The following is an 18,937-nucleotide window of genomic DNA, read 5'->3' on the forward strand; positions in this document are numbered from 1 at the left end:
TGATTCTCAACAATTAACCTGAAGGACAGTCAACACTATAAAACCTTAGCGCTAACGCTACTAACCTACCTATTTAATCGAGCAACAAAACCCTAATAATTAAGTCCTAATAAATTAGTTTAATTCTTGATAATCAAGAAAATATTAGGCATTTTAATATTCGCGAAGCGGTTCCTTTGGAACAGGGTAATGAGTACATAATTATTGCTATAAAACTTTCAATAAGTTGATAGCTAATAGCTGATATAGGTACTCGCCGTCTACTACCTAGGATGAATTTGTGGCAGATATATTAGAGAAAATTGGTAGCTTTTCTAGTGAGATTGGCGCTGAAATTACCGCCTACGACCCCATATCTCAAGAGTTATTTGTAGTATCTGGTGGAACTGAGGTGCAAGTGCTAGACCTCAGTGATCCGAGCAATCCAACTCAGGCAATACCACCAATTGATATTGCTTCTTTGATACCTGACGTTGATGGAGCAAATAGCGTAGCCTATAGCAATGGTTTACTGGCGCTAGCCTTAGAAGCTAGCACCTCTACTGATCCAGGGAAGGTAGCAATTATAGATATTGCGGCGTTTCGGACAAATCCCGCTGACCCCAATGCCCTGAAGGTAGTGCAAGCGGGGCCCCTACCCGATATGCTCATGTTTACCCCTGATGGCACCAAAATACTGGTTGCTAATGAAGGAGTAGCGGATGATGGCATTGATCCTGAAGGATCGATCAGTATCATTGATGTGTCGAGTGGGTTAGCAACTCTAACCCAAGACAATGTCGCTACAGCAGACTTCAGCGCCTTCAATGGTCGTGAAGCGGAATTCCGGGCAAAAGGTGTACGTATTTTCCCAGACAAGACTGTTGCTGAGGATGTGGAACCAGAATTCATTGCTGTCTCAAGCGATGGTACTACAGCCTTTGTCAACCTCCAGGAAAACAATGCCTTTGCGGTGCTAGACCTGGAGTCCGCTACAGTGGTGGATATCCTGCCTCTGGGTGTGAAAGACCACAGCCAAGGTCAGCCCACCCTAGAGCTATTTGAGTTCAATGACTTGCCTGTACTTGGTACTACCGAAGGGGGTCAGGAGATTAAACTGGGCGGACTGTCTGGCTTATTCTACGAAGGGACGGATGCAGCAACTGGCAACTTGAAGTTTGTAACGGTTCCTGACCGGGGACCCAATGGTGAACCCACTGATGTGGATGGGGATGGGAGTAAAGAACGACCCTTTGCCTTACCGGATTACCAAGCTCGCGTGATCCGCTTTGAGTTAAATCCCAGCTCTGGCGAGATCACCATTACCGAAACCATTTTCTTGACCCGTCAAGATAGCACCACACCAATCACAGGACTACCCAATATTGCAGGGGTGGATGAAGAACCAGTAGACTTATCTGGCAATTTGCTGCCCTTAGATGAGTTTGGTGCTGACCTGGAAGGGGTAGTAATCGCTGCGGATGGCACCTTCTGGATGGTGGATGAGTACCGTCCAGCTATCTACCACTTTGATACCGATGGTGTCCTGATTGACCGCTTTGTTCCCCAAGGAACAGCTGCCTTGGCTGGTGCAGCAGTGGGAAGCTTTGGCACTGAGTCCTTACCTGAGGAGTACGCCAATCGCCGCCGTAACCGTGGCTTTGAGGCCGTAGCTCTGGATCCAGACGATAATATCCTCTACGCCTTTATTCAAACTCCTTTACAGAATCCAGACCGTGCTACGTCTAATAGCTCGGATGTGATTCGGATTCTCGGAATTGATACTACCACAGGTAATGCCGTTGCTGAGTATGTTTACTTGCTCGAAGACCCTGCTTTACGTAGTGGAGGACGAGTAGATAAGATTGGTGATGCGGTATACGCTGAGGATGGAAAATTATTTGTCATTGAGCGAGATTCCGCAGTTGGTGATAAAGCAAAGAAGTTTATCTTCCAAATAGACCTGACAAAAGCCACTAATTTGCTTGCTCCGGATGCCCCCACACTACCCACTGACTCTACTCTAGAGCAGTTGAGTGCGGATGACCTAGATGCTCTTGGGATTCAGGCGGTCAATAAGATAAAAGTGACAAACCTGCCTTCGATTGGGTATCTCGCTGGTGATAAACCAGAAGGTCTAGCGCTACTGGATGATGGCAAACTGGCTGTACTCAATGACAATGACTTTGGAGTACTCGAACAGAAGATTCCGGTGGATGGCTCGGTTCCTCTGAACCCCAATCCAACTCCTGTGGTCTTAGGTCTGATCGACCTGGGTGAGAACAATGCCCTGGATGCTAGTAATGAGGATGATGCCATCAACATCCAAAATTGGCCGGTTTTCGGTCTATACCAACCAGATGCGATCGCATCTTTTGAGGCAAACGGTCAAACCTACTACGTCACTGCCAATGAAGGGGATATCAGGGATGAAGAGGAACGGATTGCAAACTTGACCCTCGACCCAGATGCGTTTCCCGATGCTGAAACCTTGCAACAAGAGTCTCAACTGGGTCGTTTGAGAATATCTACCATTGATGGGGATTTGGATAATGATGGTGATTTTGACCAGCTATTCTCCTACGGTGGGCGCTCTTTCTCAATTTGGGATCAGTTTGGCAACCTAGTGTTTGATAGTGGTGATGATTTTGAACGAATTACAGCTCAGCAAGTTCCTGAACTATTTAATTCTAGCGGCACTCCTGATACCTTTGACGATCGCAGTGACAATCAAGGACCAGAACCGGAAGGAATTGTCACCGGGGTCATTAATGATCGCACTTACACGTTTATCGGCCTCGAACGAATAGGCGGGGTGATTGTCTACGATGTCACTAATCCCACGGCTCCTGAATTTGTCCAATATCTGCCCAATGATAATGGTGGCAATCCAGATGAGCCAGTAGACCGTGAGCCTGAGGGGCTAACATTTATTCCTGTGGAAGACAGCCCCAATGGTGAACCCCTGCTGATAGTGGCTCAAGAAGACAGTGAAACCATTACTATCTTTTCAGTCAACCCCGGTCCGGGAACCCCATTAGATGATGAACTAGTTGGCACCGAAGCTGATGAGACAATCATTGCCCGAGCTGGCAATGATACAGTTGCTGGTGCTTTAGGTAATGATACTATCTTTGGGGGGAATGGAGATGATGTATTACGAGGTGACTTCAACAGCCGTTCCTCTGACAATACCCTTGGAGGGGATGATGTAATTTACGGGGGTGCTGGAAGCGATCGCATTGGTGGAAAAGCCGGTAATGATTCCCTGTTTGGTCAGAAAGGTGATGACCAAATCTGGGGTGATGCTGGGGATGACCTACTGCGAGGCGGTCTTGGCAATGATACCCTATTTGGTGATAATGGCTCTGGTGGTGATGGTAGTGATACCTTCATCTTGGCCGCTGGTGAAGGAACTGATACGATTGGGGATTTCCAAGTCAGTGAAGACTTCATCGGTTTAGCAGATGGGTTAACCTTTGGTCAGTTATCGGTTACTCAAGAAAGTAACAACGCTGTGATTAGCTTCGGTGATGAAACCTTAGCAATCCTGAATCAGGTGCAGGCTGAAACCCTGATCGATAATGCTGCTACGACTTTTATATTGGTTGCTTAAGGCAGAGCAGTTGAAGGTTGTTCGCCCAAGGCGATTCGGTGTAGGGTAGGTTGTCTGTCAGAATGCAGAATGTAGAATGCAGAATGCAGAATTCTTAATTCTTAATTCTTAATTCTACATTCTTAATTCAAAAGGGACTCTAATGGTTGACTACCCATGATTGATTTCACAGTTGCTATCTGTACCTATAACGGCGAAACTCGTCTACCTAAGGTTCTAAAACGATTACTGTCTCAAATTAAAACTGACCATTTTGCTTGGGAAATTATAATTATTGACAATAACAGCACTGATAATACCAGCAAAATTGTTCAGGAGTATCAATCCCATCCAGAAGCTTATCCGATCCGATATTACTTTGAACCAAAACAGGGGATAGCATTTGCTCGACGCCGTGCTATCCAGGAGTCTAAAGGTGAGTATGTCGGGTTTTTAGATGATGATAATCTCCCTACTCCTGATTGGGTTAGTGCTGCCTATAATTTTGGTAATTCCCATCCCCAAGCTGGTGCTTATGGTAGTCAAATTTATGGAGACTATGAAGTTAAACCACCGGAAAACTTTAACCGAATTGCTTGTTTTATCGCTATCATAGAACGAGGTCAAGAGCCATTTTGTTATCAGCCTCGTCAAGGGGTATTTCCTGTGGGTGCGGGGTTAGTGATTCGTAAGCAAGCCTGGTTAAATAATGTTCCTGAACAGCCTTGGCTCAAGGGGGTGTGTGCGACATCCCTATCTGCTAAAGGAGAAGATATAGAAACCTTATCCTATATTCAAAAAGCCGGTTGGGAAATTTGGCATAACCCTCAAATGTGTATTGAGCATCAAATTCCCAAATGGCGTTTGGAAAAAGACTATTTATTGAAATTATTTCGAGGTGTGGGCTTAAGTCGGTATCCCACTCGCATGTTGCGCTTTCAACATTGGCAAAAGCCTTTCATGATTCTAGTTTACCTAATCAATGATTTGGGCAAGACTATCCTTCACCTGATTAGATATCGCCAACACCTCAAGACAGATTTAGTAGCAGCTTGCGAACTGGAACTTTTTGTGAATAGCTTCTTTAGTCCATTTTATCATTGGATTTTTGGAAATCAGTCATAAATAATAAGACAAAATGCTGGCATGTATGAAAAGGGAAAAGGGAATAGGGAACAGGGAAGAGAGTGTGGGGAGAGGGGTTAGTGTGGCTAGTGTGGGGAGAGCGAAGAAGTAGTTTTCGATAATTGGGTATAGTTAAAGACATTTTTATGACCCCGACTCCCAGGGAATGCGCGTTCACGCTTAGCTTTAAAAAAGTGCGGGGTCGCACCGCTCCCGACTCCCGACTCCCTAGGCTGCTATAACTAAATAATTTAATTAGCTTCTAAAAATTGCTGTTTAAATTGGTAAAATTTAATTTTAGCATAAATATTTTTCAAGTGCTTCTTAACCGTGTTGAGAGTAATGAGCAATTCATCAGCAATCTCCTGATAGCTGTAATCAGCACGACGCAGTAACCAAACTTCGGCCTCACGAGGAGTCAAGTCATATTTATTCACCTCTGCGATCGCAAAACTCCCAGCATATTGATCGTGATTTTCTAGTGTTACTAAAATGCAGGGATTTTCAAAGGAGTCTAAGGTGAGCTTAACGGCTCGAATCCGAAAAGATGTTGAGGGTTCAGTAATAATTTCAGACTCGATAATTATTGACTGATTTGGATATAACTCACAGCTGTCGAGCACAGCTTGGCAAACACGCCTGATTTCTTTGGGAACAACGTTAGATTTTGACCTATCCACTGCCAGTTGAGCACAAATAAAGCGACCATAGCAATTGCTATGAACTAACTCTCCCTGAGCGTTCAGAATCAAGACACCATCCATTAATCCTTCTACTACCCCTTGTAAGAGAACACCGTTAAACTGTCTTACCTGAGTATTCATCCTCTAGACCTATGTGAACGTTACGAATCTGCAACAGAGCAGGTACCTACTACAGGTACCTACTACAAGTCCCTACTACAGGTTCCTACTACAATCCATAGGTGTAGCGGCTTTGAGCTTATGCAGTTAGCTATCCAGTTCTGGTATCACTTGTTCATTTGAGGGCGTCAGTGTTGAGTTGTAAGCATATGCGCTACGCGCAGGCTACGCCAACAGCAGTCAGCGGTCAGCGGTCAGTGGTCAGCGGTCAGTGGTCAGCGGTCAGTGGTCAGCGGTCAGTGGTCAGCCTTGTGGGGCAGGCTTCGACGCATCGGACCTAACCCATAAGCTGATAGCTGATAGCTGATAGCTGATAGTTGATAGCTGATAGCTGATAGCTGATAGCTGATAGCTGATAGCTGAATGCTGAATGCTTACCTCAGCACTAGTGTTATTCATTGAAAATCTAGAAACTGAGTTAGAAAAGGGAGTATAAAAAAACTAATAAGGATAATTAAAATCATGAATAACTTTAATGTCAAGCTATCTTCCTGTTCGAATTCATTCCCTGTCGAGTTAACGATGTTTTGAAAAATGGAATTATCTAAGGGCTTCTTCCACCATGGTCTTTTTTGTCTTTTTCGTGGATGTTTTTCTGTTTGAGTCATTGGCACTTGGGTATTAGTATTCGTAAGTTTTGATCTTAGCTTAGTCATGGAATATATCTTATTCAAAATCACTCCTACCTTAAATAATATTTTTGGATAGCGAAACTATAGTAAAACCAAACTAGTATTGACGGTAAAAACCACGGAATCAATACTAATGCTGAGATATAAACCTGCAATACAAATAATCCGTATATTCCTGTTATACTTCCCAAGGTTAATACCTGTTCATGTCGCTGTAGTAATGTTTTTTTGACCAGGATAATAGTAGTCCATTTTCCTAGGAATGCCCCTAGAAAAATAACCCAATGATCAGGAATAAAAACTACCCGATGCTGCCGGATTATATGGTGAACCATATAAGCAAATACTTCTCCTCTAGTTAATACTTCGAGGCACTGCTTTAGATCCTGTTCAACAGGTTGATAGTAATGGCACCAATAGCCAGCAACTGACGGAAAGTAAAAGTCATCTTCGGTGTCATTGTAGTCACCATGGGTGATGATAACAACTTGCTGCATCACATGGTGTTGGAGTTCTGGATTAGGCACAGGAAAATTGAGAAGTTCCTTAGCTGTAATAGATTTGTAAACTTGTCTAGGAGGAATAGAAAAGTCAATAATGGAAGCTAGTCCAAAAGGAGGAGCAGATTGATTGAAAGGAATCAGCCCTTGATTGTGAGTCTTTCCTGGCTTTAGATAATCACTGACTTGGGACTGAAAATCTACTGTACTGTTTAATGTTGGCTGGGGTAAACTATCTGAAGATGACTGGTGATTGAGCAGATGAGCTACTGCTAGCTGATAGGCAAACGGACATGACTCGTCTATACAGGTGGGATCTAGAGGCTGTTCAATAGTCCAAGGCTCAAAGTCTATGTACCCTTCTAAACTCCATTTGCGACTAGCGACTTTATCTTGTTTATCTGTTGCTAGCACAAACCAAGTATTCTGCTTTTCCACAGCAGAGCGAATGGCTTGATCAAGGTTTTCGTATCTAGGTTGGTAGATATGCCGACTGTAGTAAATGCCGATTACTTGAGCATTCAAGGCGTATAGGTGTCTTACCAACTTGGCTAAGTATTCGGAATCAATCAACTTACCTTGTGTGCTTTCTATTGCTTCATCAGCTTGATCTAGAGATTCCTGATCGATGGCAACTAACAAAACAGGCGCTAAGGTATGCTTTGGTACTTGATTCGTCAAATTACGATAGACAGCTTGAACTAACGCTCGGATATCGAACAATAATTCTACTTGAATAGCTGGGATGACGCTCAGCAGTAAAACTGTTCCCAATGCGATCGCTTCTGGTCTTGTCGGTAACCACTGCAGCAGCATTTTCTTCCAATCAAACCGCTCAATGCGATAGGGAATCAAACCGGGAGGATTAAATAAAGAGGGCAGCAGATAGGCAGAGGGATAGGCAAATTTCTCTACGGATTGGAGATGTTGACAGGCTTCGAGTAGTGCATCGTAAACATCTCTATGGTCAGCTAGGGGCTTACAGAACTGCTGGAGAAAACTCTGAGCCACATCATTGCGAATGGGTTCCCGCATCACTATTACCTGTAACCCAAGTTTAATCAGAGAGTTGGCAATGCTCAGACCACTGCAGGAGTTGAAAATGGCCAGCTGCAATCTATGTTCTCTAGCTTGAGTTAATTTTTCTTCGAGTTCACTAATCGACAGGGATATATTCGGAGCGATCGCAAGTCTTCCTCCTGTGGTTGTGGTTTCATCGCTATGTCCAGCAAAGAACAGCACATCCCAGCCTCGTTGATCACAGATAGCATTAGCAATTTTGGTTTTGATATCGACATGGTTTTCATGGGGTTGCCAGGTTACTCGCTCGACCTCAGCAATAGACTTAAGCGATCGCACAGCTTTCCAATCATCCTGCAACGGTAGTCTGGGATCATCTCCGAAGATAGCTAGAATGCGGGTTTTTCTAAGGTGCGCGTTCCCTAGCGCTTTGAAAAAGCGCGGGGTCGCACTGCAAGCTGTCAGGGGCTTAGTACAAGCAATGGGATCCGGATTATCCATAGCGCTTCTGAAAATGCGAACCCTCCCCAGGGGTGTGCCTTCAGGAGCAAGTTCCCAAGTTTCCCATGGTAACCGTTCCATTTCTATAGAGTCACAAGCTACGAAAATATCAACACTGGGGTGAGTACCAATCCCCTTGCCGTCTTCCGATATCAAGTGAGCAACACGAGTGAATTCGTCTCGAATCCGCTGTTGAATCTTACGAACCTCGCCTTCTCCTAACCAACGCTGGAAAGCATTGAGGAACTCTCTTTCTGCCTCCATCAAATCATAACATGGGTCACCTGAACCAGGATTAATTCTGCCACTATCTCCTATAGGTTTCACTGACGTAAATTCGTAAAACCTAGTGTAGCGCTGTCGCCACCGTTGATAACATCTTTGTATTTCCTGGCAATAGTTCAGGCTGGCAGATAGCTGCCTTCTTCTGTCATCCCATAGCAGCAAAAAGAAACAAGAATTATCATCTTTTTTATCCCAAATTTTAATTTCAAAAACTGTAGTCATTACCCAAAATAATCCTCGGATATTTTTATGAAATTTCCCTGTTGACAGATTCGATGTTCCCTGTTTCATTTTTAATCAATAACTGAAAATGCTGTTTAACTAGGATCGAATGCATAAGGAGATAAGGTCTGTGCTGAACTATCCGGTGGGATAATAGTTACAACAAATTTTTCATCTGAGCGTCCTTCCACACGGGCAAACAAAAATGGATCATCAAGCGCTGATACAGGCTCATGTATAATAGACCTTAGATTGCTAACTTGTAGCTTGAATCCATCAGGTAAAGGAGTACCAAGCTGGGTTCCTAAAATTAGCAGCAATGACCATTTTGGGGGAGGAATTGGAGAGTCAATCGGCCAGGTGACGGCACATAGTCGTAAAGCAATTTCACCTAAATCAATGTCCTGATAGGATCGACCTGGTTCGGGAGGAATGTCCATTCCTTGATATCTAAGCTCATTAATCACATTATCGAATTTATCAATTGACCGAAATACCGATGAATTCGCAGTAATGGTTTCAGGGATAAACAATCCTAAACCTTGAGCCAATTCGTCTAATTTACCCTCCAACCATTCCTGGGTATTGATAGCCTTTTGAGTTAGGATAGTAAATACTTCTGTAATCCGAATCGAAAGGGACTTTGTTCTGTGGGAAGTTAGTTGCCACTGATATAACAAATCCAGTAATTCAGGACTTTGGAGTATAGTCAGCCCTTGCTCCCAAGTTAAGGTTTGCCAAAGAGTTTGCTCAGGATATTGTAGGCGATCTAATAATGTTTCTAATGTTTCCAAGTCAGGTTGATTCAGAGATAGCCTAGGGAGTGAATTAGGGGAAGTTACTGGTAGCTCAATGGCAGCGGAATCCAAGAAACGTAAATAAAAGAGTAGGTGATTTGGCTCAGGATCAAACAATGATAGAGGTAAACTATAGTTCCAATCAACTTCAGGATGTAAATTACAAACTTGTCGATAATTAACCAGTTCGTCGTAACGGATAAAGCCTCGAATAATAGCAGTTTCTAGCTCTTCTTGCACTTCAATTACAACATAGAAATGAGCAGCAAATTCTGGTAAATCAATGGCGGCTATCGGTACAGTGACTACTTCATCAATTAAACTCTCACTGGTAAGTAAACAAATCTTAAATTCGCCTACGATAAGATTACATACCGCTTCAATCACATTAGCGTATTTAGGTTGTCGTAAAGAACAACAATTATGAGATATCAGGATATTAGATAACTTTTCCTCTAACCATTGTGTAAAACTAAGTAATCCTAGTCCATTCAGATAGGTTTGCCATTGGCGTGCTTCTGAGATGACTTGATTGCTCATTTGTACTGCTTGCTCAAACTGTTCGGACTCTAACCAAATACATTCTGGTTGCACAAGCCTGAGGTCGGTGGAATTAACAGAATAACTAGTCATGATTTTCCTGGATCGCTTTCTCAAGGTAGCGGCATAGTCGCTGGGTATATAGGCTATTAGTAGAACGGTTTTTCCCTGTCATGATTTCTGCAGCTGCTTCTTGGAAGACTTCAGCATCCACGAAAGCTTCTAGGTGTTCCATTAGGTTTTTAAAATAGTCTGGATCCCTAGACATATTTGCTAGATTAAACTGATGTGCTGCATGGGAGATAATGTGGAAAAGTTTGTCTATTGTCCAAAACCGCACCCGATTGAGCAGATCCTTTGGATTTAGCACCCGGCTCACTTGGGACTGATTGGTCATTCCTAAAATAGAGGCAATCTCGGCTTGAGATTTACCGCGACAGTAGATCAGTTCAAGACCTGATATAACCTTTGATGCAAAACGGGCATAACTTCGACTGCGCTGTAGCTTGGTAATGTGGTCCGTTAGCCCTTGCTCTATCCCCAAATCCAAACAGGCTATGAGTTGCTGACCACAGAATTGCTGTAATTCTTGTCGTGCGATCGCATCTAAAGGGTTGGTAAAATTTCGGTCTGGTAACTCTCGGTTCCGTCCAGTATCCGGATCCGACACCTCTAGGGGTTCCGATGGCGGAAATCCGCTGCGAATCCATATGTCATATTGCCGTAGCAGTCTGGCTAGATGTTTGAGTTCATCCCTCAGCTGTACTAGAGAGTTGACAATTACCGATTTTTCCTGCAAGAGGTGTCTCATTTCTTCAAGTTGAGACTGAGTGGGATCCGGACAACGTCTAGCTTTTTTTGTTGGCTGTTGGCGTCTGTCCCTACGGTACACCCCATGAAAGGCTTCTAGGATATTGCGATCGCGTGGCAAGAGTTGTTCAAATTGTGTCGGTCTAGCTCGATTCAGCAGCGCCCAGTCACTGAGAAAACAAAGTCCCCGCTCCGATAAGAAGTCTTTGAGTTTGGGATTTTGTTTGGTTTGATAGTAGACCCAATCATCTAACCTAGACTTGGATGGGGAATTCAGATTATATTTTCGTAATACTTCAACGGTAAAAAATTGGTAATCGGTTTTTTTGGTTTCCCTATCGCCATTCAGGATAAGTTGAGTTGTACCATCCTGATCTAAGATGATGAGTACTTTACCATCATCATCAAGCACAAATGGCAGCAAATCCCGATAGGTGAAGTGATGACTAGCGCTATATAAACTAGCGAGTTTCTTGCAAGCTTTCAGGATTGGGTAAGAGACATAGCAACGAAGACAAAGTCCTGCTCTAGCACGACTTATGGGTGACCCAGACGCCTCAGGGTGAAACCAGGCGTATAGGGAGGTTTGAATGTCCCGATGCTGCTCCACCGACAAATGCGTTCGCGTTTCTGGAGCATCTAATTCTAGACACTTCTGTTGAAAAAACTCCCATGCCAGCGGTAGTAACAGTTTTTTGTAACCACACCCAACACTAGCAGGATCAAGTCTTAAAATTTCCCAATATCTCGATAGAGGCACCATCCTTACACTTTTGCTTAGCTGTGCCATATTGTCTCATACAGATCCTTAGGTTCGCAGTACCCAAACGGGTAATTTTTTCCAAAAGATGATATGGTAAAATTGCGCTTTTTTTGGCCACAAGATAAAGACAAAGTGTAAGCATTCAGCTGTCAGCTGTCAGCCGTCAGCCATTGGCCTTGGGCTGATACGCGACACGCTGATAGCTGACGCCAAAGTTGAGATCAAGTTCCGTTAATCACTTATCAAATAGTCCCTGGATTTTTGGGTCAGGGTAATCCCTAATGGCTAATCATTATTGCTAGGATTACTAGTCTAATGAGGCACAAAAAAATTTTTTTTTATACTCCCTCGGTGCCCTTGACCCGTAATTAAATTCGCCACGGGTAGCACCGCTCCCGACTCCCTCGGTGCGCTTTCCGTAGGCGAATTAAATTCGCCACGGGTCGCACCGCTCCCGACTCCCGACTCCCTGTTTCCTAAAACCAAGAATAAAAGTACCTCACATGACCGATAAATTACCACCAATTTACTTCTACATTCCTCAGGGTTTCTGGCCGGACACCATGCCCAAAAGTGCCGATGAGAACTGGAAAGGCTTTGGGATTGGTATCTATGCCTGGACTTTACAAACCTATCTACGCCTGAAAGCCGATGGTTTCCCTTGCGAACTAGTAGCAGAATTGCCCAGAGAAGGGATTGTCCTGAGCCACCGCAATTGCTTACGAGCTCACAAAAACCAGCTCAAGCCAGGACCAAAGTTATTGCTGATTTGTATTAAAGCTGAACAAAGACCCTATCCCTATGCTCAACTCCATGTGGTACAAAATCCTCTGGAAACAATGCATTTGCGCAATAGTTACTACCTACCCCACTGGACTCAGCCAGGGTTAATTCAGCGCCATCCAGCACGATGCGATCGCTTTAAAACCATCGCCTTCTTTGGTCATGAATTTAATCTCGCGCTACAGTTAAAGCATCCCTCCTGGCAACAACAACTCCAAGCACTAGGGTTATCTTGGCAACCAGTAATCAATAGCAATCGTTGGCATGACTATAGCAACCTAGACAATCGCTGGCATGACTACAGTCAGATTGATGCTATTGTGGCTGTGCGTAGCTTTGAGGGCAACACAGGCTGCCTCCACCGCAATTACCTGACCAAACCAGCTACCAAACTCTACAATGCTTGGCTAGCGGGGGTTCCTGCTATTCTCGGATGTGAAGCTGCTTATCAAGTAGAACGCTATAGCCCACTAGACTATCTGGAAGTGGCTACCCCTAGCGCGTTAATTTCAGCCCTTAAGCGGTTGAAAGAAGAGCCTAATTTACGTAGCGCTATGGTTAATAATGGTCGAATTCGTGCCAAAGCGATTACCCCTTCAAGTACTACCAAGAAGTGGCGTTATTTCTTAGAAACTATTGCCTTACCTGCCTATTATCGTTGGTGCAATCAATCTCATTGGTCTCAACAGATTACCTTGGGACAGGGTTATATTGGCTTTCAGGGAAATCGAGTTAAAAATAAACTAACAAGAGTTTTATTGGCTAGCAACAATTCCATATAAAAGTCGATGGCAAATGGATTTTGGTACATGGGTTTTATCTCCTTATTATATAACATTTATCAATTTGCTGATGTACTTACACCGCTGGTTTTTAGGGAATAGGGAGTATAGATGCAGCCCTTTTTTAGCAACCAATAGTTTAACCTATCATTGTAAAACGCTATACTTAAACTAGATACTAACCCAATACTACTTATTAACCAGTCCCAACTATGGTTCAAGCAGTATCAAAACTATTAACCTTTGATGAATTCTTAGAACAGTACCCAGAGGATGGAGGAAACTATGAACTTCGGAATGGTAGAATTGTAGCTATGCGTCCCACCGGTTTCCACGAACAAGTAGCAGCTCTCATCGCCAGAAAGATAGATGTTGACATTGAGAGACTTTCACTACCCTACTTTATTCCTCGAACTTGTCTTGTCAAACCCTATCAAGAGGGAGAAGGCTATTTACCAGATATCATTGTATTGGATAAACAAACTGTTGCGGAAGATCCATACTGGAAAAAAGCGATGCAGAGGTGCGACCCGTGGCGAATTTAATTCGCCTACGGAAAGCGCACCTAAGCGGTCTTGGGGGTCCCCCCCATGAGCGACTGCATCAAGACAGGTCAAGTATCTCAATCGGTAAATCAGCTAAGTTAATCGTGGAAGTCGTTAGTACCAACTGGCAAGATGACTATCTAACCAAACTGGCTGAATATGAAAAATTTTGCATTCCAGAATACTGGATTGTTGACTATAAAGCTCTGGGAGGAACCCGATACATTGGGTCTCCTAAAATTCCTACAGTTTGGATATACGAGTTAGCTGATAATGAATATAAAGAAGGCAAAACCTTTACAGGCTGTGAATCTATTGAATCACCAACTTTCCCAGAACTAAAACTAACTGTTGACCAGCTGGTCAAGGCCGGAACATAAATCTTTAGTGGCTCTACCGAAGTAAAATACGACATATTAGGGGATAACAATAATGAAACTATTCTACTACCAATATTCATCGAAACGATTCCCTGGTGGTCTCAATAACTTCGGCGATGACCTAAACCCTTGGCTATGGCAACAGTTAATCCCTAACTTACTAGATGAGGATGAAAGCACCGCCTTTGTTGGAATCGGTACCCTCCTAAATAATTTACTCCCCAAGCGTTTACCCAATGCTAGCCGAATCATCATTTTTAGTAGCGGAGTCGGTTATGAAAAGTTACCAAAACTCCAAGATTCCTGGACAATTTACTGTGTAAGAGGACCCCTCTCCGCCAAAGCCTTAGACATTTCCCCTCAATTAGCCGTTACCGATGGAGCAGTGCTAGTCAGACGACTCTTCCATCCAACCAGTCAAAAAATCCATCAATTTGCCGTTATGCCCCATGCTAAATCTGCCAGATATGGCGGTCAAGCCTGGCATCAAATTTGTGAACAAATCGGCTTTAAGTATATTGACCCTAGTTTGCCTGTCGAGCAAGTATTATCTGCCATCAGCAAAACCAACATCTTACTAACAGAAGCTATGCATGGAGCCATTGTAGCCGATGCCCTACGAATTCCTTGGATTCCCATCTGCACTAATCCAACTATATTGGCATTTAAATGGCAGGATTGGTGCTTATCCGTTGGTTTGAAATACCAACCCCAATATATCATGCCTCTTTGGGATTTATATCCTAGAACAGCACGGGGAATTCGTTCCTCAATCCGTTATGCTCACTTTTGGTTTAATTGGCTCAAACAAGATCAGTTGCGTTCAGTCAAGACACTTTGGGGTGAAAAACAACAATTAATCGCTACTCAACTATTCAGAATCGCTCAAACTACATCTCCCTACTTAAGTAATGACCATCGGATCGAGCAACTTACCACTCAATTGGAAGAAAAATTAGATAAATTGAAATCAAGGATGACTTATCAAGAATGAATTATCAATTTTGGGGTTGCTGAACTAAGGAATGTAATGATATCAAGTAACCTTCTATCAGTGAAAAATTCCCGATTCCCGTTCCCCTCCTGGGAGGGGTTAGGGGTGGGTTCCGATTCCCGATTCCCGTTCCCCTCCTGGGAGGGGTTAGGGGTGGGTTCCGATTCCCGATTCCCGATTATTGCCGATTTTCCACACTCCGATAACGGAGCCATTCAGCGATAAAAGCAACTGCACCTGATACCAGGATTAGCAAAACACTAAGAGCATTTATATCTGGTTTAACACCAGTGCGGATGCGGCTAAAGATTTCCATGGGTAGGGTAGTTGCACCAGTCCCAGCGGTAAAACTAGAAATCAGAAAATCATCCATACTTAGGACAAAAGACAATAAACAACCAGCAATAATCCCTGGCATCAATTCCGGTAGTAAGATTTTTATAAAAGCTTGTAGAGGCGTTGCTCCTAAATCGAGGGCTGCTTCTTCTAGGTGAGGGTCAAGCTGGGTGATACGGGAGGAAACAACAATGGCAATATAAGCCAAACAGAAAACTATATGAGCTGCTATGATAGTCCACAGACTCAGAGGAATAGCCATAACTGCCAAAAAGATGAGAGTTGCCACTGCGATCGCAATATCTGGGATAATCAGGGGTAAGTAGGATATCCCTCGATACAAGCGTTTCCCTGGAAAGTGGTAACGGGCTAAACCGACTGCCATCATGGTACCCAATACCGCAGAAATCCCTACTGCCACTAGCGCTACCGTGAGACTATTGAATAGTGCGGTCTTTACACTCTCGTCCTCCCATAGTTTTAGGTACCACTTAAACGTGAATCCCTGCCACTGGGCGCTGTATTTAGAGTCATTGAAGCTATAAAACGTCAGTACCAGCAGGGGTAGGTACATATAAAAGAACATCACCAGGGAGAAAATACCTTGCCAAGAAACCCGGAGTTTTGGTTGAGAGTTTACCATGTCTAGGGTAAGCTCCTCCTGCTGATGGTATAGTTGTTCATTAGTCATTAGTTATTCGTCAATTGTTATTCGTCAATTGTTATTCGTCAATTGTTATTCGTAAATTGTTACTTGTTACTTGTTACTTGTTACTTGTTAATTAATTTTAAGTTTATAGTTAAAATTTTCCATTTTTATGAATGCAAACATTTTCTTTTGATAGGGATCCCTGTAGGAATTGTGAGAATTGTTGATCCGAATTTCTCTACTCCCTACTCCCTACTCCCTACTCCCTACTCCCTACTCCCTACTCCCTACTCCCTACTCCCTACTCCCTACTCCCTACTCCCTACTCCCTTTACTATAGTGCTAGGGCTGTGCTTTTGGATCACCATACTTAATCAAAAGTGCGATCGCTATACTCACCACCAAAATTAACATCATACTCAAAGCTGACCCAAATCCCCAGTTTTGAGTAGCTCCTAAAAACTGGTTATAAATCAATCTTGCTCCAGTCATACTCGATGCTCCCCCTAGCAATTCCGGATTAACAAAATCCCCTAATCCAGAGATAAATACCAGCAAAGAACCTGCAGCAATTCCTGGTAGAGTTTGGGGTACGGTTACCTTCCAAAACGTTTGATAGGGATTTGCCCCTAAATCTGCCGCCGCTTCTAACAAACGTTTGTCTAATTTTTCTATAGACGCATAGAGAATCAACACCATATATGGCAGAAAGCTGTAAGCCATGGCAATCAATACAGCAGCACTACGATTGAGCAAATCCAACCCTGGTAGTCCAAGACTAGTCAGGACTGTATTGAGAACCCCAGTCGGTCGCAGAATGGTAATCCAGGCATAAGAACGCAGTAGAGAAGATGTCCACAACGGTAAGATAAAACCAAGCAGCAGTAAATTTTGCCACCGCTTGGGTGCTAGCTGAGCAATCCAATAAGCCACAGGAAATCCTAGCAGAAGACAAATCACAGTGGTTCCCATGGCCAAAAAAAGCGATCGCCCTATCACTTGCAAGATTACTGGATCAAATACCCGCAAATAATTATCAATACCAGAGGGATTGACCACATCTCCTGGTCTAATGTTGGGTACCAAACTTAGTTCAAAAATGACTAGGGTTGGCAGCACCAACAACAAAGCTAACCATATACCTGCTGGACTGAGCAATCCTAGGGGTTCTAACCACTGCCATCGTAAGTGTCTCTTATCTTGCATAACTGGGGACTCAGCAATGTTATCAGTAACGCTTTCAGTGTTATTTATCATTAGTTATTAGTCATTAGTTATTAGTCATTATTCCAAGATATATACCATTTTTTAATAAAAATGGTATATTTGATATATAAATTGAAAACTATTCAAAATGTGCTTGATTCTTTAGGATTTTATCACTCTAATTCTTGGAATGTTATTTGTTATCTCTAGCAATTATCAATAGCGTTACGCTCTTTTTTAGAGGTATTTTGAATGGTATGTTTATTTCTGCCGTTCCGTACTAGTTTCCTAAACTTTAGGGTGTTAAAAAGGGCTAATTCCTAACTCCTAACCACTGGTCAACTTAGTCCAGTAGCGGTCATAAAGTTCGCTAACTTCGTCAACAGGTGCAAGACCTTCACAACGTTCTAACGCTGATGATTCTGGAAACAAACTTTGATCCTCTTGGATTTCACGGGACAATAGCTTAAAGGCTTTTTGGTTTGGTGTGGCGAAGCTCAAGCGTTCACAAATTTGAGCAGCAACATCTGCTTCTAACATAAAGTTAATCCAAGCGTAGGCACCCTCAAGATTGGGAGCTGTTTTAGGAATTGCCAAGGTATCGGTCCACAAGGAAGAACCGCTTTTCGGTAGCACATACTGCAAATCTGGGTTTTCTGCCATGATTTCAGCAGCATCCGAGGAGTAACACATCGCAATCCATAAATCCCCACTCAGAATTTGCGATCGCCAAGCATCAGAAGAAAATGAAGCAATACTTGGTTTTAAGTCCACCAACGTTTCATAGGCTTTTTTAATCTCCTGGGGATTGGTAGAGTTGTACGAGTAACCCAACATTTTCAAAGTGGCACCCATCACTTCTCGCACATCGTTGAGCAAAGTCATCCGTCTCGATAATTTGTCTTTATCTTGCCAAAGATAGCTCCAATCCTCCGGTACTTTAGATAGTTTTTTGGAGTTGTAAATCAAACCCGTTGTTCCCCAGCTCAGAGGAATACTGTGCAAATTGTTGGGGTCATATATAGGATTGAGGAACTTAGAAAAAAGTCGATTCATTCCGATGATGCGTTCAAAGTCCAGTTTGAGCAACAGATCCAACTCAACCATCTTCCGCACCATGTAGTCAGACGGGTAGATAATGCTATAGGCTCCGCCCCCAGAAGCCTGAAGTCGAGCAAGCATAGCTTCGTTGGAATCAAAGACATCGACTAAAGCTTTGATTCCAGTTATTTCGGTAAAGCGGTCTAGTAGCTCATCATCGGTATAGTTAGTCCAAGTGTAGATAAATAGTTTATTTCTGTCACCTGGTGAAGGAGGTGTTGGTTTCACCTTAGCTAGAGTCCAGCCACATCCAGACAGGGTTAGACCTGATAGGGTAGCGACAGTGGCTAGCTGTAAAAAGTTGCGCCTTGTAGGGCGTTTTAGGAATGATTGTCGATCCTTAGAAAGCACGATTGAAAAGGTTTAAGGTTGAGGTTTGTTGTTGCCCAGGCGTCCGAAGTAGGGTAGGTTTAATAAAGTTATTCAAAACCGATTACCGATTACCCATTACCCCAAAATGGATAGGATAATTAATCCACCAAAATTGATTTAGTAAACAACTAAAAATATCTGGCTTTCCTGAGCACTA

15 protein-coding genes are annotated in these 18,937 nt (G+C 43.2%); 8 read left to right on the forward strand and 7 right to left on the reverse strand.

Features of this window, described 5'->3' with window-relative positions; all coding sequences use genetic code 11:
* Nucleotides 1-280: 280 nt before the first annotated feature.
* Complete coding sequence (locus F6K64_RS23425; protein WP_287266407.1) at nucleotides 281-3,595, forward strand: choice-of-anchor I family protein; 3,315 nt, start codon at nucleotides 281-283, stop codon at nucleotides 3,593-3,595.
* Nucleotides 3,596-3,751: 156 nt separating this feature from the next.
* A complete protein-coding gene (gene hpsE / locus F6K64_RS23430) occupies nucleotides 3,752-4,699 on the forward strand; it encodes a hormogonium polysaccharide biosynthesis glycosyltransferase HpsE (RefSeq protein WP_008178484.1) in 948 nt (315 codons plus the stop codon).
* A gap of 251 nt (nucleotides 4,700-4,950) precedes the next feature.
* On the opposite strand, the gene F6K64_RS23435 is transcribed toward hpsE, so the two are convergent.
* A complete protein-coding gene (locus tag F6K64_RS23435) occupies nucleotides 4,951-5,523 on the reverse strand; it encodes a helix-turn-helix transcriptional regulator (RefSeq protein WP_008178483.1) in 573 nt (190 codons plus the stop codon).
* Nucleotides 5,524-5,711: 188 nt separating this feature from the next.
* Between F6K64_RS23435 and F6K64_RS23440 the strand changes: the two genes are divergently transcribed.
* Nucleotides 5,712-5,843, forward strand: a complete 132-nt coding sequence (locus F6K64_RS23440; RefSeq protein WP_267871970.1) for a hypothetical protein — start codon at nucleotides 5,712-5,714, stop codon at nucleotides 5,841-5,843.
* A gap of 401 nt (nucleotides 5,844-6,244) precedes the next feature.
* Here the strand turns inward: F6K64_RS23440 and F6K64_RS23445 are convergent, their stop codons facing one another.
* From F6K64_RS23445 to F6K64_RS23455, 3 genes are all read right to left on the reverse strand, one after another.
* The gene (locus tag F6K64_RS23445; RefSeq protein WP_008178480.1) at nucleotides 6,245-8,722 is read right to left on the reverse strand and encodes a CHASE2 domain-containing protein; all 2,478 of its coding nucleotides are present in this window, start codon (nucleotides 8,720-8,722) and stop codon (nucleotides 6,245-6,247) included.
* Nucleotides 8,723-8,817: 95 nt separating this feature from the next.
* Nucleotides 8,818-10,152 (reverse strand): DUF1822 family protein, encoded by a 1,335-nt coding sequence (locus F6K64_RS23450; RefSeq protein ID WP_008178479.1) that lies wholly within the window; start codon nucleotides 10,150-10,152, stop codon nucleotides 8,818-8,820.
* Nucleotides 10,145-11,659: a hypothetical protein gene (locus tag F6K64_RS23455; protein ID WP_202799137.1), complete on the reverse strand. Its 1,515-nt coding sequence runs from the start codon at nucleotides 11,657-11,659 to the stop codon at nucleotides 10,145-10,147. Before F6K64_RS23455 ends, F6K64_RS23450 begins: the two co-directional genes overlap by 8 nt.
* A gap of 476 nt (nucleotides 11,660-12,135) precedes the next feature.
* Here F6K64_RS23455 and F6K64_RS23460 point away from each other — a divergent pair, with 476 nt between their 5' ends.
* The 5 genes from F6K64_RS23460 to F6K64_RS23475 all read left to right on the forward strand — a co-directional run bounded on the left by F6K64_RS23460 (nucleotide 12,136) and on the right by F6K64_RS23475 (nucleotide 15,341).
* Nucleotides 12,136-13,197 (forward strand): hypothetical protein, encoded by a 1,062-nt coding sequence (locus F6K64_RS23460; RefSeq protein ID WP_008178477.1) that lies wholly within the window; start codon nucleotides 12,136-12,138, stop codon nucleotides 13,195-13,197.
* 212 nt (nucleotides 13,198-13,409) lie between these two features.
* The gene (locus F6K64_RS38365) at nucleotides 13,410-13,742 is read left to right on the forward strand and encodes a Uma2 family endonuclease (protein WP_008178476.1); all 333 of its coding nucleotides are present in this window, start codon (nucleotides 13,410-13,412) and stop codon (nucleotides 13,740-13,742) included.
* Complete coding sequence (locus F6K64_RS38370) at nucleotides 13,730-14,122, forward strand: Uma2 family endonuclease (protein WP_008178474.1); 393 nt, start codon at nucleotides 13,730-13,732, stop codon at nucleotides 14,120-14,122. The genes F6K64_RS38365 and F6K64_RS38370 overlap by 13 nt, the downstream gene beginning before the upstream one ends.
* A 52-nt stretch (nucleotides 14,123-14,174) precedes the next feature.
* Nucleotides 14,175-15,116 carry a polysaccharide pyruvyl transferase family protein gene (locus tag F6K64_RS23470; RefSeq protein WP_008178472.1) on the forward strand — a complete coding sequence of 314 codons (942 nt, stop codon included), beginning with the start codon at nucleotides 14,175-14,177 and terminating at the stop codon, nucleotides 15,114-15,116.
* A 36-nt stretch (nucleotides 15,117-15,152) separates the two neighbouring features.
* On the forward strand, nucleotides 15,153-15,341 hold the full coding sequence (locus tag F6K64_RS23475; protein ID WP_131826969.1) for a hypothetical protein: 189 nt from the start codon (nucleotides 15,153-15,155) through the stop codon (nucleotides 15,339-15,341).
* On the opposite strand, the gene F6K64_RS23480 is transcribed toward F6K64_RS23475, so the two are convergent.
* The 3 genes from F6K64_RS23480 to F6K64_RS23490 form a co-directional block, all read right to left on the reverse strand.
* Nucleotides 15,295-16,143, reverse strand: a complete 849-nt coding sequence (locus F6K64_RS23480) for an ABC transporter permease (RefSeq protein WP_008178470.1) — start codon at nucleotides 16,141-16,143, stop codon at nucleotides 15,295-15,297. The two genes, F6K64_RS23475 and F6K64_RS23480, sit on opposite strands and share 47 nt — an antisense overlap.
* A 300-nt stretch (nucleotides 16,144-16,443) precedes the next feature.
* Complete coding sequence (locus F6K64_RS23485; RefSeq protein ID WP_044492088.1) at nucleotides 16,444-17,307, reverse strand: ABC transporter permease; 864 nt, start codon at nucleotides 17,305-17,307, stop codon at nucleotides 16,444-16,446.
* 327 nt (nucleotides 17,308-17,634) lie between these two features.
* Nucleotides 17,635-18,759: an ABC transporter substrate-binding protein gene (locus tag F6K64_RS23490; protein WP_008178466.1), complete on the reverse strand. Its 1,125-nt coding sequence runs from the start codon at nucleotides 18,757-18,759 to the stop codon at nucleotides 17,635-17,637.
* Nucleotides 18,760-18,937 lie beyond the last annotated feature (178 nt).

The sequence above is a fragment of the Moorena sp. SIO3A2 genome, from assembly GCF_010672265.1.
Taxonomy (GTDB): Bacteria; Cyanobacteriota; Cyanobacteriia; order Cyanobacteriales; family Coleofasciculaceae; genus Moorena; species Moorena producens.

Bases quoted from the DNA above. Each gene is read 5' to 3' on its own strand.
- hpsE (WP_008178484.1), top strand. From the start codon at position 3,752: ATGATTGATTTCACAGTTGCTATCTGTACCTATAACGGCGAAACTCGT.
- F6K64_RS23435 (WP_008178483.1), bottom strand. From the start codon at position 5,523: ATGAATACTCAGGTAAGACAGTTTAACGGTGTTCTCTTACAAGGGGTA.
- F6K64_RS23440 (WP_267871970.1), top strand. From the start codon at position 5,712: ATGCGCTACGCGCAGGCTACGCCAACAGCAGTCAGCGGTCAGCGGTCA.
- F6K64_RS23445 (WP_008178480.1), bottom strand. From the start codon at position 8,722: ATGACTACAGTTTTTGAAATTAAAATTTGGGATAAAAAAGATGATAAT.
- F6K64_RS23450 (WP_008178479.1), bottom strand. From the start codon at position 10,152: ATGACTAGTTATTCTGTTAATTCCACCGACCTCAGGCTTGTGCAACCA.
- F6K64_RS23455 (WP_202799137.1), bottom strand. From the start codon at position 11,659: ATGGCACAGCTAAGCAAAAGTGTAAGGATGGTGCCTCTATCGAGATAT.
- F6K64_RS23460 (WP_008178477.1), top strand. From the start codon at position 12,136: ATGACCGATAAATTACCACCAATTTACTTCTACATTCCTCAGGGTTTC.
- F6K64_RS38365 (WP_008178476.1), top strand. From the start codon at position 13,410: ATGGTTCAAGCAGTATCAAAACTATTAACCTTTGATGAATTCTTAGAA.
- F6K64_RS23470 (WP_008178472.1), top strand. From the start codon at position 14,175: ATGAAACTATTCTACTACCAATATTCATCGAAACGATTCCCTGGTGGT.
- F6K64_RS23475 (WP_131826969.1), top strand. From the start codon at position 15,153: ATGATATCAAGTAACCTTCTATCAGTGAAAAATTCCCGATTCCCGTTC.
- F6K64_RS23480 (WP_008178470.1), bottom strand. From the start codon at position 16,143: ATGACTAATGAACAACTATACCATCAGCAGGAGGAGCTTACCCTAGAC.
- F6K64_RS23485 (WP_044492088.1), bottom strand. From the start codon at position 17,307: ATGCAAGATAAGAGACACTTACGATGGCAGTGGTTAGAACCCCTAGGA.